We start from the raw sequence: 13,548 nt of genomic DNA, 5'->3' as shown, positions 1-13,548 counted from the left end.
CCTCCCATAAAACTTTTTTCCGGCTTCCTCCAAAGCCGTCGTGACTCGACCTTATATACTAATCATGTCATCATACCAGTATAAATTCGATGATCTAGAGGAGAACAACATATGCCGCTTCGGGACTACGAGGTTCATGACGACCGTTTTCGGGGGCTGATCCTAGCGAACACGCATATCGAAGTGCTTTGTCAGGGTGGCCGCTGGCTCGAAGGGCCCGTCTACTTCCCGGCAGGAAAATATCTACTGTTCTCTGACATTCCGAATGATCGTGTTATGCGGTGGGATGAAACGGATGGTAACGTGTCCACGTTCCTTTCACCTTGCGGATATCACAATGGCCACAGCCTGGATCCGCAGGGGCGGTTAGTCTCTTGTGAACATCAGGGGCGCCGGGTCAGCCGGATCGAACATGATGGCACGACCTCCAATCTCGCCGACCAGTTTGAGGGGAAGCTCCTGAATTCACCCAATGATATTGTCGTCAAGTCCGATGGGACTGTTTGGTTCACCGATCCAACCTACGGGATCGACAGTGACTATGAAGGCGATGCGGCACCCTCTGAGATTGGTGAGAACAATGTCTACCGGATCAGCGTGAGTGGTGAACTGAGCAAAGTCGCAGGTGACCTGCGGCAGCCCAACGGGTTGGCCTTCTCTCCAGATGAGAAGATCCTCTATGTCTCGGATACCGGCCAGACACATGACCAGGACTGTGCGCCCGTGATCCGCGCCTATCCGGTGTCGGCCGACGGCCTTGGGGCCGGGCAGACCGTGGCAGCCAGCGATTGCGGTCTGTTCGACGGATTTCGGGTCGATGTCGCAGGCCGCATCTGGACCTCCGCCGGGGATGGGGTGCACTGCTATGCGCCTGACGGCACCTTGCTGGGCAAGATCCTAATTGATGAAGTTGTCGCAAACCTCACCTTTGGAGGGCCAAAGCGAAACCGGCTATTTATCTGCGCTACAACCACACTCCGCGCCGTCTATGTTAATACATCTGGCGCTACATGGCCCTTGGCCTAGGTTGAAAACCAGCCCTCGCTCAAGTATTCATCACCTCACTGATAGGGACAGATCTCTGCACAATGGCTGACGACGACAAGACCAAACTCATCACCCGCCTGAAGCTTTCGGATCAGGTGTTCGACAAGCTTTGGCAGATGATTGCGGATGGTGATTTGTCACCAGGCGATTTCATGCCATCGGAACGATCACTGATGGAACGTTTCGGCGTCGGTAGGCCCGCTGTACGGGAAGCGCTTCAAAGCCTAGCCAACAAGGGCGTCATCACGATCTCACATGGGGAGCGCAGCCGGGTAAATGAATTGAGCGCCAGCAATGCGCTGCATCAAATCGAAGACATCGCCAAGCTGCTATTGTCGTCAGAGCCGGACAATATTGAACACCTCAAGAACGCCCGGAAACTTCTGGAGTACGGCATTGCCCGCTTGGCCGCCCCCCGATGCACATCGGCAGACGCTGCCGACCTGCGGGCATTGATCGATAAGCAGCGTAAGTGTGTTAACGATAGTGAGCGGTTCATCGAGATGGATATCGCATTTCATATGCGTATCGCGGAGATAGCCGGAAACCCAATTCTGTTAGCCGTTTCAAAGGCGACACTGACATGGCTCTTTGAGTATTATCGGCCCCTGCTCTATTGGGAGGGGCGCGAGGTGACAACGCTGATAGAGCACAGTCATGTCGTTGATGCGCTTGAAATGCAGGATGAAGAGGCAGCGGTTGCTGCCATGCGGCAACATCTCAATAGGTTGGATGCAGCCTAAGGTGCGCGGCAGACTTCAAGTATACCAATGACAATGTCGGTAATTTCACGGTACCGTCCAGCGCGGCCATGATCGTTGGTGCCAATCAACTGGGTATGGCCGCGGCCAATTTCTATAATTGCTACGATCTCGACCGCCTAACAGGGGCCGCCAGTGTATGGGACAACCAGCGGGTCCGGACCGATGGCTTCACGCTCGCCATGTCTTGCGATTCGATCTACGACATCGCAGTCAAGGAGCAACGGCACATCCGCACGCCATCGGAGGCGAGGTCGATTAGTGGCGCACCACTTATGACTGGACATACACCAAGAGGGCGGCCCAGCCTGATCCGGGACCGCAGCTTCAGCTAAGACCTGATCCCCAACCAGACTGGCTGGGAGTACATTTTGAGCGGTACCTGCCGGACCTTCGCCTGGGGCGAAGAATTCTGCATCTAGGCGGTGGCGGACATCGTTAGGAAAATGACTTACCGTTAAGATGACGCAGGCGAACTTGTCATCAAGTGGGGACCGGACGGTGAACCTCATAGGTCAACCAGTTCTAGACCATTTGGAACCGCGCGCTAGTAGAGATGCGTCTCTTCGCAGGTGGCAAGCGGCTTGTGTCCTTGCTGGTGGGGTAACCGTGGGGTGTGGATGGCAAGGAGTATGCGGGCGAAAACGCAGGCAATCGACCTAGCGAGAGGAACATCCAAAACCATCGCTACGCATCTTGACTAGCACTGCTGCACGTCCTTGCGTCCACCATCCAGTCAACAAGGCGATGCGGCAATACATGAGTAAGGTCTATTCGAGCACGCAGGGATTTCTCGGGGAGTCCACGTGGTTCGCAGTTGCCCATACCCTTATCTGTTCCCTGTCGCTTATGCCCCGTGTCGCTGATCTGTGTCTCGGGTCTTCCTGCGAACCAGTCAAACCGCGCAGGAGTAGCCGCCGTCAACAGGCAGACTGACACCTGTCACAAAATCAGCTGAACGTGAGCACAAGAACACTGCTGCCCCGCGCAGATCGTCGGGTCGGCCCCAGCGTCCTGCGGGTGTCCGCAGCTTCACTTGTTCCCCCAGCGTCGGTATCTGCTGCTTGGCAGTGACCGTCAGATCCGTCTCGATCCAGCCGGGCAGAATGGCATTCACTTGAATGTTGTCCGTTGCCCAAGCGCAAGCCAGCGATTTGGTCATCTGCACCAATCCGCCCTTAGCTGCAGCATAGGGAGCAGACATCGCTGATCCGAACAACGACAGCATCGAGCCGATATTTACGATCTTGCCCGCACCTTGGTCGCGCAGGATCGGGTAGGCGGCCTGTGATACCGCGAAGGCCGAGGTGAGATTGCTCGTAAGCAAGGCGTTCCATTCTTCGAGGGAATACTGCTGTGGCAGTTTGCGGTCGTTTGTTCCGACATTATTGATCAGGATATCAAGTCTGCCAGCATCTTGGGCAACGTGACTGATGACGGATTCGACGTCGCGGGGGTCCGTCATATTGCCGACATAAGAGAGTGGGGCAGCGGAGCCCGTTCGGCGCAGCAGTGCTGTCGCGCCGTCGTTTTTTGAGCCGTCGCGCCCGACAATGGCCAAGTTTGCGCCCGCGTCGGCAAGAGCTTGCGCCATCGCCAGCCCAATTCCTCCATTGCCGCCGGTCACAAGCGCGACTTTGCCCTTCAGAATGTTCATGGTTTTGCTTTCCTTCTGGTGATCGCGATTCTCATTTTGTAGGACCAGTGACTTCAATTTGCTCCGCATTGGAAGAAAAATCATGTCATAACCTCGCGAAATATTCTTAAAACTATGCATTTGTAGGATGAAAAGCCTGATTTTCCACAAACTGTTGTTGCTTTGATATGTCGACCATGCGTAGTTTTTGACATCACGGTGGAGGATTTTATCTCCGCCCGTGAGACTAAGCACGAGATTTAAGCATCAACAAATGGGAGGTATGGAGATGCGCTTTATTGAGAAGCTGACCAGTATAGCTGCGCTTGCAGTTTCGGTCTTTGGATTTACTGGTGCTGCCACGGCGCAGGATTACAACTGGACATTCCAGACATCTGAAACCGCGGGCGAACCCGGTTTCGTCAACAAACAGAAATGGGCCGAGGAAGTCGGCGCGCTGTCCGGTGGACGTATTGCAGTAGAGATTTTGCCGATTGGTTCCGTCGTGCCGCACACGGATACGCTGGACGCCGTCGGTGCCGGCATTCTGCAAGGGCATCTGACCGACCCGAGCTACTTTTCCGGCAAGGATCCGGCTTTCGCGATGATGGGCAACCTCGTTGGCGCATGGAGCGATCCCTTTGAACTGCTGGGCTTCATGGAAAGCGGCGGCGGTAACGAGCTTTATTCTGAACTGGTTGAGCCTTACGGTGTACATTTCATCGGCGCAGCTGCAACAGAGCCTGAGGCCTTTGTATCCCGTGTGCCGATCCGTGCGGTCGAAGACTTACAGGGCGTCAAAATGCGTGCCCCCGAAGGCATGGTCTTCGAAATCTTCACCAAGGCAGGTGCGGCACCCGTGTCATTGCCAGGGTCCGAGATATTTTCGGCTCTGGACAAAGGAGTGGTTGATGCGGCTGACAACACCGTCTTTGCAACTAACCAGGCGCTGGGGATGAACGATATCGCGAACTATCCGCTTTATCCTGGTTTCCATTCGCTGCCTATGATTGACGTGTCGATCAACAAGGAAATCTGGGACGGCTTACCAGGAGATCTTCAATCCATTCTTACAGCCTCTGTGCAGCAGTTCAGCTTTAATCACATCTATTCTGTTCGTCAGCTAGACGCGGCTGCCGTAGAAGAAGCCCGTGCAAATCCCGACATCGAAATCATCAACTGGTCCGGTGATGAGCGCGCCAAATTCCGTCGCATTGCACAGGAAGAATGGCAGAACTGGGCGCCGCGCACAGAGATGACACAGCGCTACTATGATGCTGTGACGTCATATCTGCGCGGCCGAAACCTGCTCTGATACAACAAAATGCGTCCGTCATGTGATGTGGCGGGCGCAAGACTGGTTTGCGAAAGGAGGGCTGGCACATCATGGTGGATGCGGCTGAAATTAATTCCGAGATCAAAGATGTAGATACCGATACCCGGACTGGGTTGGATCGACATGTCGCGTCATCAACCAAGTTTTTTGCTTGGGCTATCTTCGTAGCATTTGTGATTACCGTCATTGAGGTGATTTCGCGATATGTCTTCGATACTCCGACCTACTGGGCCCATGAGACGACTACATTTCTGATCGCCGCGATTTTCCTGTTGGGTGGTCCTATCGCCTTGGCGCGCGACAAACATATCCGCGTGCGCATGATCTACGATGCTGTTAGCCCGCGCCGTCGCCGGATGCTGGATATCATCAATTCCTGCATCGCATTGGTCTTTTTTGCGGGTCTTTCCTTTGCCAGCTGGACGATGGTCGGAAAGTCATGGTTTACGCCAACGGGCGAGTTGCGGCTGGAAGGCACGGGCACCTCATGGAACCCGCCAACCCCTGCCTTGCTGAAAATGCTTGTGATGATCTGTGTGGTTGTCATGTTCGTGCAGACACTTTTTCACCTGATCGCTGCGATCCGCCGAGATGTCTCTCAAAACACATTCACATCAAAGGCGGAGCACTAAATATGGGCCTGAACGCGCTTGGCATCGAATACGGCTCATATCTGTTGGTCGCATCGATCTTTCTGTTGCTTTTAACGGGGCAGCCTCTTGCCTGGGTCACGGGTCTCGTTGCGCTGGCCTTTACCTTTGGCTGGTTCGGCACTGCGGCGCTGCCGCTGGTGACGTCACGGATATTTGGGTTCATTACGGAATACTCGCTGGTCGCCATTCCGATGTTCATTCTGATGGCAGCGATGCTGGATCGCTCTGGCATCGCCAGGTCGCTCTTTAACGGCATGCGCATTCTGGCCGGGCGCCTACCTGGTGGCGTCGCAGTGCAAACGCTGATCGTAGCGATCCTCATGGCTGCGATGTCAGGCGTCATCGGCGGAGAGATCGTGCTGCTCGGCATCTTGGCGCTGCCGCAAATGCTGCGTCTGGGCTACGACCGGAACCTTTCGATCGGTGTCGTTTGCGCCGGAGGCTCGCTAGGCACTATGATGCCGCCGTCGATCGTCTTGATCATCTTCGGACTGGTCGCCAGTGTGTCGATCGCTGATCTCTTTGTGGCGGCGATTACGCCCGCACTGTTGCTACTGGCCTTTTATGTCGCGTACGTTCTTTTCATGTGCTGGCGCAATCCGCAGTTGGGGCCACCCATGTCCAACGAGGAGGCAGCCGAGGAATCGCTGTGGAGTGCGCTGCGCTCGCTCGGGGCACCTTTGCTGATCGTTGTGGTGGTTCTTGGGTCAATCTATGGCGGGATTGCTTCCATCACCGAAGCGGCTGCGATGGGCGTATCGGCGGTGATGATCATTTCGCTTTTCCGACGCGAGTTGAGTTTCAAGATGATGCAAGACAGCCTTGTCCACACGCTCGAAACATGTGGCATGATCATCTGGATCGGGATTGCTGCGGCGGTGCTGGTCGGGGTCTATAACCTGATGGGGGGCAACCGGTTCGTCTCTCAGTCCATCCTCGCGCTTGATGCGCCGCCGGTAGTGATCATCATGGTGATGATGCTGATACTACTGGTCTTGGGAATGTTTCTTGACTGGATCGGGATTGCATTGCTGACGCTTCCCATCTTTGTGCCGATCGTGGTGCAGCTAGGGTACGATCCGATTTGGTTCGGCATATTATTCGCGGTCAATATGCAGGTTTCGTACTTGACGCCGCCTTTTGGTCCTGCAGCGTTTTATCTAAAGAGTGTGGCGCCGAAGGATATCACACTCAAGCATATCTACACCGCTCTTCTGCCGTTTATCGCGATCCAGCTGGTGGTGCTAGCGATCATTCTCTTTTATCCGCCGATTGCGACGTGGGCTGTTAGATGACAAAAAGGCAGAAACGTCCTGCGTCCCGAAGGGTCGCGGGCCGTCAGATCATCTTGGGGGTATTGCGCGTTGGACGAAACATCTGGTGAACTCGATAGCGGTTCGGCCGTCGAACACGTGGTAGGCCAGATCCGCGAGTTGATTGAGACGGATGGTTTGACCGTCGGGGACAAGCTGCCCACCGAACGGGAACTCTGTGAGAAATTTGCGACTAGTCGCAACACTGTGCGCGAGGCGATGCGCATGCTCAAGGCCTATGGCATTGTCGATGTGCGACCGAAGGTGGGAGCTACCATCGTTGATCACCGGATGAACCGCGCCTTTGATATCCTATCGTTCAACGTCGCCGAGATATCACGCAAAACATTCGACGATATTCAGGGGTTCCGTGAATTAGTCGAGATCGGCGTTGTTCTGAACGTCTTTGATACGGCGACCCCAAAAGACATCGTCGCGCTGCGCGAGATCAACCAGCAAATGGTTGAAGCGCCGAACATGGTTGAGGCGTCACAATGTGATCTGGAGTTCCACACCGGACTGCTGGCCCTTACTGGCAATAAATCCATTCTTGATATCTACAGGCTTATGACTCCTGTCATCCTACGCATAATGCAGCGCGGCAAGACGCGCCGCATTATCCAGGGCGAAACCTTTCTTGAGCACGAGGCCATTTTGCGCGCCATAGAGGACTCTGATAGTCTGGCCTATCAATACTTGATGCGGAGCCACCTGCGCGCCGGACTTTCCACATTCGCTTCGCCGACGGATGTCGAGTCAATGTCAGGATAACGGACAGAGTGGGCCGCACTATTGCGAAAGATTTAATAATCGCGGTGTGCTGGGATGATTATCAGTTTGGCCGTCGGGCACATTGAAAAAAGACCGTCATTTTCGACGCCATATCCCTGGAGGCCTACCGAACAGCGACCAGCATGGCCGTCAAACAAGTGCAGCTAATGAGCGCGATAATGTCATGCCCTAGCTTCCAAGCTTGTGAACCGTGCATGTGGTGGTGCCAGTTGCGAGTGAACGCCCGGTCAGGTCTTCGACCCTGCCGGTAGCTGTGCACGTTTTTTTCCCGATGGTCGACAGCGTACTTGCGTAATTTCCGGCAAAATGGGGCGCTGAAACTTGAACGCGGCACTTCCGCGTCAGCCATCCACGATATGCTGCGTCATTCGAATAGGGGGGATTCCTCTGACGGCAACCGACTGGCTGCGATCAACTCCTCGACATGTGCCGGACCAATCGGCCTGATACCCGTCGGGTTCAGCGCCTTGACGGAGTAATAGCCGCGGGTGATGTGATCCATGTTGACCGTCTCGCCCACGCCCGGCAGCTGCAGGATCCGCTTCAGGTAGTCGGTCAGCCTCGGATAGTCGGCAATCTGGCGCAGATTAGTTTTGAACAGACCGTGATAGGCGGCATCGAAGCGGATTAGGGTAACGAACGCACGGATGTCCACCTCCGTCAGCTCATCGCCCAGTAGATAGTCACCGGTCAACTGGCCCTCCAGCATATCCAGCGTCTGAAACACGCCGAGGACTGCCTCGTCATATGCTTCTTGTGAACTGGCAAACCCAGCCTTGTAGACGCCGTTGTTGAACTGATCGTAGAGCGTGCCGTTCAACGCATCGATTTCTGCCACCAGATTATCGGGGTACAGGCGAATATCGGACGGCACCAGTTTCTCAAACGCCGTGTCGAACATCCGCAGAATGTCGGCACTTTCGTTGTTCACCATCACATTACGCTTGGTGTCCCAAAGCACAGGAACGGTCGCGCGCCCGGTAAAGCTGGGGTCGGCTTGCGTATAGATCTCGTGCATGTAGCGTGCCCCGAACAGCGGGTCTTCGTCGGCACCGGGATAGCTGCCAAACTGCCAGCCCTGCTCGGTCAAAACAGGGTTGACGACCGTAACCTCCACCATCTTTTCAAGGCCCTTTAGCTTGCGGGCCATTAAGCAGCGCGAGGCCCAGGGACAGATCAGGGCAACATACAGCCGATAGCGTCCCGGAGCCGCCTCAAAGCCCGCTTCGCCAGTGGGGCCAGCGCTGCCATCGTGCGTGATCCAGTTCCTGAAACTTGACACTTGGCGCACGAACCGACCTTTTTTGTCGGCCTTCTGGACAGGCTGCCAGTTCTCGACCCATTTTCCGTCGATAAGCATTTTCTATTCCTTTTCAGTTTCTTATGCAGCTCAGGGCTGAACCGGCATTTGGGGGAGGGTATGCGAGGCTAGACATTATGTGTGTATTTGGTCAGCAAATAATGGGGACACGTCAGGCGAATTGGCCCAAAGCGCGGCTCAGCGCGGGAATGCGCAGTGCGAATGTACCCGCGCCAAGGATCGCGATGGCGATCTGCGCTGCGGCCCAGAACAGCGGGAACTCCCAGCCGCCACCTTCGGCAGAGAACAGCCACCCATTTCCGGCATGCACCCATGTCGCCCCCAGCAGCACCGGGATCAGGGCCAGCGACACCAGCCGGACCGCGACACCCGTGATCAGGGCCAATCCGCCGCCGATCTCTGCTGCGATGGTCAAATAAGCCAGGACTCCTGGCAGGCCTAGGCTCTCAAAGAAGCCTACCGTACCGGCGACGGTGAACACCTTCACCTTTAGAAGGCCATGGGCCAGGAAAAGCCCGCCACTGGTGAGACGCAGCAAAGTGGCTGCATAATCGGCGGATACGGGGGAGGTTTGAGTCGTCATGTCATTGGTCCTTTCGGTCGATAGCCCGCTGCGTCGTATTGGATTGGGGCTGGTTGAAACTGACGCCAAGCTATGCACCGCAGATAGAGAACAAAATGGTATTATCGGCGTAACACTATCCTCATGATGTTCTTAATTATGCCGTAGAACAGTCGGTGTAGGTCGAAGGCTGCTTCGAATTGAACTCCGCCCGCTCCGCCGTGAAAATGGCTGTAGCGGGCTCCGTTGGGGGGGGCGATCCCCAGCTTCGAAGTTTGAGTAGGGTAGGAGGAAGGTCGCGACGTGCAGTGCAACAAGCGCGCAGATTGATTTCGAGGTGGAGGATATTCGCTGGTCAGGGCGCCTGTAGACATCTTTCAATTGAGAACAAAATGAAGAGAGTGAAACAATAAATTCAACATTTTCTGCGAAATTGTTCATCGTTACTTCTTTTGGCAACGCATCAACGGGATGCGCCAACCCTGAAGAGGAGAGACCACTATGACCAAAAAAATCAAAGCTTTAGCTACCGCAGCCCTAATTGCCTACGGCGTCGTTCCGGCGTCGGCCGATGACAACGCCGCTACACTGGCGGCACTCGCCGAACTGGCCGCCCGTCAGGCTGAGGATGCCAGAATCGAAGCTAACTTAGAGACCTTCGATACCCTCGATTTCGAGGTGTTCTCTAACCAGCAATGGGAACGACTTCATGAAAGCCACGCCGAAGACATCAAGGTCCATTGGCCGGATGGTCGTGTGACCGAAGGTATTGAGGTGCATATCGAAGATCTGCAAGCCTTCTTCACATTCGCCCCCGACACCCGTATCGAAACCCACCCCATCCGCATCGGCCAGGGCGAGTGGACAGGCGTCGTCGGCGTTATCGAGGGCACGTTCTCCGAACCGATGCAGATTGGCCCGGACCAATTCATCGAACCCACTGGAAAAAGCTATAAGCTGACCATGGCAACCATCGGCCACTGGACTGAAGAGGGTGTCATGGATGAAGAGTTCTTATTCTGGGACAACCACGCCTTCTATAAGCAGATTGGCCTGATCGACTGACCCACGCACAGCCAATGATGAAGCGCCGCTCCCGGATGTGGGCGGCGCTTTGCATTTCCAATTCCCGAGGCAAGTGTTGTCAGTTGTCGAAGAAGCAGTCTTTGGCCTCGTTCAGGCAATGGTTTGCCCATTGTGATCGTAACGTTCGGATAGCGACAGCATGGCAAATCTCCAGTAATGGTTTATGCGTAAGTAAGTGGTTACATCTTTCCGCAATGAGGGTAACCAATAAAACGATTGATGAGGTTACAATGTGGTCGAGTGACAATTTTGTCGGGGGGCATATGGCCGTGGATTTCCTCAATACCGTTGGGGACACTGATAAGTCGCGGTCACACAATTTGATTGCGTCACCGGACGCGCTGCGTGATTGGCTCGCTGCCAGCGGCTGTGGGGATGACGGCGAAAAAAGCAGCGCGCCATCACAAGATGACGTGGATTCGCTCGTCAGGTTTCGGGAGCTTGCACATCGCGTTCTTTCCTCCTCAATGGGCAATGCCATAGCCGAGTCTGGCGACCTTCAGGCGTTCGAGGCACAGTTGAAGTCTTCGATAGGACGCGCGCATTTGGATCTGAGCGTAATGCCAGCCAGATGGAAAACCATCGGCAGCAATAGCCACTACTGGACCGACCGATTTGTCTTGCTTGTGGAAGGGTTTCTCAGTTCCCCAGAGGTGGCAAAACTGCGCCAATGTGAAAGATGTAGTTGGTTCTTCTTGAATTCGGGAAGAGGGCGGGGCCGTCGTTGGTGCAATATGTCAACTTGCGGTAACCGGCATAAAGTGGCGGCGCATAGAAAGCGGCAGTCAGCAAATGTCCAAAGGTCGTGAATGGTTCTGTGCGCTTATTGTCCCCCCAGCATCGAAGGCAATAAGAGCATGCTGCTGTAATTTGAGATACCGGCGAGACTGCGAGTATACGAGTTCAAAGGGGTGACATTTCCGTTCGTGGGAACCGCGTAAAGCGTTCCAATGACCAATCGTTCCCCAGAAGTTGGCCTTCAATGCGCACGATGTCGTCTATGGCGTTACCGAACGGTTCTCGATCCAATCGGCAATCGTCTCAAGGGCGCCAGGTGCGAAGGCGTGGCGCCCTTCTACGAGGAATCTGGCGACGGCATAGGGCGACCAGTCTTTGGTGAGTTGCCAGTTATAGGTTGGTGCTTTCAAAAGCCCGTGGGTCGCGTTGGGCAGGATCGCGATACGGGTGGACGTGTCTTGCCCATCAAGCAGCTCGGCGTAGATTGCGGCATTTGCCTTTGGGTCAACATTCAGATCTTCCGCCCCCCAGAGCGCCAGAAGAGGTGGGCCCAGTACCGAGAGCGCCCGTCGCGCATTTGCGTTTTGGTTCTGGTGGATAAATCGCCAACGGTCGGGCGTCATGCCTGCCGGGGCGTCATCTACGGTCGCATCTCTGCCAAATGCGCGGGCGTTCTCTCTGCCCTGTTCTGCAAGCACGGCCTCAATCTCTTGCGCACCATATCCTTCTGCGCGCAGCCGTGCTTTCGTGAAATACACACCTTGGTCTTTCCAAGACACTGCAGCGCCAATCAGGATCAGGAAATCTACATCATCGTCAGTCAGGTTCGGTAAAACCCACCCGGCTTGCGAGAACCCAAGCGCACCGATAGCCGGCCCCTCAAATCGACCTTTCAGAAATTGTAGAACGCCTTGGGTCTCAACGACCCGATCTGACATCGATTGGTCCAGCCAATTTCCCTCTGAAGAACCGACGCCGGGCTTGTCCCAGGATGCAACCGCAATCCCGCGATCAAGAAGAGCATTGATCATCGGGGCATAGCCACCTGCCATGGTCCGGTCTTGCGGGCCGTCGCCGTGAACGAAGGCGACGACAGCCGTAGCATTATCATCAGGCAGCCAGAGCGTGCCTGTCAGCTGGTCGCCAGAGACGGTGACGGCGAATGCCTCGCTCAGCCGGTGTTCTAGATCATGATCGGCCAGGCGCCAGAGAATGAGCGCCCCCGTCAAGGGCAGACCAATCCCGACCACCAGAATATGCCGCAATATCATTTGAAATCAGCGATCTTCATACCCAATTCAATCGAGACATAGGAGGCGTCCGACTTGAAAACAATAGATCGATCCGAACCGTTTATCGTTGAAATGGGTCTGCGGCCGGAACACCGCCAACAGGCGGCTCAAGGATATTGGCGCGCCTTTTCACGGAAACTCAGGTATCCGCTTGGGCCAGAAGCGAAGGCATTGTCCTTCATCGAAAGCGTTCTGGATCCGACCCATGCCATCTGCGCTGTATCGCATGACGGGCAGTTTCTGGGCATGGCGGGTTTCAAATCAGCGCACGGCGCACTCGTCGGGGGCGGAATTAGAGATCTTGCGCGGATCTATGGTTGGATTGGCGCTATATTGCGCGGCGGTCTGATCCACGTTTTGGAACGGGACTGCGCCGATGGAACGCTGCTAATGGACGGCATTTTTGTTGAGCCTAAGGCCAGAGGGCAAGGGGTAGGTACGGCACTCTTGCAGGCCGTGGAAGCGCATGCGGCAGAGTTGAAAATGCAGCGTATCCGCCTCGATGTTATCGATACCAATCCGCGCGCCCGTGCTCTCTATGAACGAGAGGGATATTCAGAGCGATCTGTCTTATCACTAGGTCCGCTGAAACTGATATTCGGTTTTTCTTCCGCAGCACAAATGACAAAAAACGTCAGCCGATGACGCGTCTTGCGGTCTGCCTCGAGAAATAGGCGAAAGTGCGCGGTGCTGCGCATCAGATGTTGGTGATCACAATTGAGCCAACCAACGTTTGCAACCGCGACGAATAGCGGAGCAGCGCCCAGAGTATTGAAGGCAGCACCTTGATCAAGTGTCGGCTTCTGTACACAGGGCTACAGGATAGCTCTCTATTGTTGAACGAATTTGCGCCGCGTCTTTCCTCAGCCCGCGTATCTCACGGCGGCAAGGCAAGCGATCAATCAACTCTATGCAACCGCGGACCGCGGTGAGCTTCTCAGGGGTGCGGAAAGCATCCTTGAAACCTCCCGACAGCATGCTGGGGATATCCAGTAATTTAGGGCACAGTGA

14 protein-coding genes are annotated in these 13,548 nt (G+C 55.1%); 10 read left to right on the top strand and 4 right to left on the bottom strand.

Annotation, left to right across the window (positions count from 1 at the left end; translation table 11 throughout):
* The first annotated feature begins 111 nt into the window (after positions 1-111).
* Together TW80_RS13495 and nanR are read left to right on the top strand one after the other, a co-directional pair.
* Positions 112-1,026: an SMP-30/gluconolactonase/LRE family protein gene (locus tag TW80_RS13495; protein ID WP_045997966.1), complete on the top strand. Its 915-nt coding sequence runs from the start codon at positions 112-114 to the stop codon at positions 1,024-1,026.
* Between the two features lie 62 nt (positions 1,027-1,088).
* Positions 1,089-1,790, top strand: a complete 702-nt coding sequence (gene nanR, locus TW80_RS13490; protein ID WP_045997965.1) for a transcriptional regulator NanR — start codon at positions 1,089-1,091, stop codon at positions 1,788-1,790.
* 913 nt (positions 1,791-2,703) lie between these two features.
* On the opposite strand, the gene TW80_RS13480 is transcribed toward nanR, so the two are convergent.
* Positions 2,704-3,465, bottom strand: coding sequence for an SDR family NAD(P)-dependent oxidoreductase (locus TW80_RS13480; RefSeq protein WP_045998181.1), 762 nt, complete (start codon positions 3,463-3,465; stop codon positions 2,704-2,706).
* Positions 3,466-3,733: 268 nt separating this feature from the next.
* Between TW80_RS13480 and TW80_RS13475 the strand changes: the two genes are divergently transcribed.
* The 4 genes from TW80_RS13475 (at position 3,734) to TW80_RS13460 (ending at position 7,517) form a co-directional block, all read left to right on the top strand.
* Complete coding sequence (locus TW80_RS13475) at positions 3,734-4,759, top strand: TRAP transporter substrate-binding protein (protein WP_084625817.1); 1,026 nt, start codon at positions 3,734-3,736, stop codon at positions 4,757-4,759.
* 71 nt (positions 4,760-4,830) lie between these two features.
* On the top strand, positions 4,831-5,412 hold the full coding sequence (locus TW80_RS13470; RefSeq protein WP_045997962.1) for a TRAP transporter small permease subunit: 582 nt from the start codon (positions 4,831-4,833) through the stop codon (positions 5,410-5,412).
* 2 nt (positions 5,413-5,414) lie between these two features.
* Positions 5,415-6,728 carry a TRAP transporter large permease gene (locus TW80_RS13465; RefSeq protein ID WP_045997961.1) on the top strand — a complete coding sequence of 438 codons (1,314 nt, stop codon included), beginning with the start codon at positions 5,415-5,417 and terminating at the stop codon, positions 6,726-6,728.
* 69 nt (positions 6,729-6,797) lie between these two features.
* Entirely contained in the window at positions 6,798-7,517 is a 720-nt protein-coding gene (locus TW80_RS13460; protein WP_045997960.1) for a FadR/GntR family transcriptional regulator, read from the top strand.
* Between the two features lie 385 nt (positions 7,518-7,902).
* Here TW80_RS13460 and TW80_RS13455 read toward each other — a convergent pair whose 3' ends face one another.
* A complete protein-coding gene (locus TW80_RS13455; RefSeq protein WP_045997959.1) occupies positions 7,903-8,898 on the bottom strand; it encodes a glutathione S-transferase family protein in 996 nt (331 codons plus the stop codon).
* Positions 8,899-9,010: 112 nt separating this feature from the next.
* The gene (locus TW80_RS13450) at positions 9,011-9,442 is read right to left on the bottom strand and encodes a DoxX family protein (RefSeq protein ID WP_045997958.1); all 432 of its coding nucleotides are present in this window, start codon (positions 9,440-9,442) and stop codon (positions 9,011-9,013) included.
* Here TW80_RS13450 and TW80_RS18485 point away from each other — a divergent pair.
* The 3 genes from TW80_RS18485 (at position 9,441) to TW80_RS18545 (ending at position 11,316) form a co-directional block, all read left to right on the top strand.
* A complete protein-coding gene (locus TW80_RS18485; RefSeq protein WP_275041306.1) occupies positions 9,441-9,569 on the top strand; it encodes a hypothetical protein in 129 nt (42 codons plus the stop codon). The genes TW80_RS13450 and TW80_RS18485 overlap by 2 nt on opposite strands.
* Positions 9,570-9,922: 353 nt before the next feature.
* Positions 9,923-10,486: an ester cyclase gene (locus TW80_RS13445; RefSeq protein WP_045997957.1), complete on the top strand. Its 564-nt coding sequence runs from the start codon at positions 9,923-9,925 to the stop codon at positions 10,484-10,486.
* Positions 10,487-10,500: 14 nt separating this feature from the next.
* Positions 10,501-11,316 (top strand): CGNR zinc finger domain-containing protein, encoded by an 816-nt coding sequence (locus TW80_RS18545; protein ID WP_084625797.1) that lies wholly within the window; start codon positions 10,501-10,503, stop codon positions 11,314-11,316.
* Positions 11,317-11,505: 189 nt separating this feature from the next.
* On the opposite strand, the gene TW80_RS13435 is transcribed toward TW80_RS18545, so the two are convergent.
* Positions 11,506-12,516: an alpha/beta hydrolase family protein gene (locus TW80_RS13435; RefSeq protein ID WP_045997955.1), complete on the bottom strand. Its 1,011-nt coding sequence runs from the start codon at positions 12,514-12,516 to the stop codon at positions 11,506-11,508.
* A 54-nt stretch (positions 12,517-12,570) separates the two neighbouring features.
* On the opposite strand from TW80_RS13435, the gene TW80_RS13430 reads away from it, so the two are divergent.
* Entirely contained in the window at positions 12,571-13,182 is a 612-nt protein-coding gene (locus TW80_RS13430) for a GNAT family N-acetyltransferase (RefSeq protein ID WP_239450554.1), read from the top strand.
* Positions 13,183-13,548 lie beyond the last annotated feature (366 nt).

The sequence above is a fragment of the Loktanella sp. S4079 genome, assembly GCF_000967725.1.
Taxonomy (GTDB): domain Bacteria; phylum Pseudomonadota; class Alphaproteobacteria; order Rhodobacterales; family Rhodobacteraceae; genus Yoonia.
The sequence above is the reverse complement of the archived record's forward strand: the minus strand, read 5'-3'. Positions and strand labels throughout refer to the sequence as shown.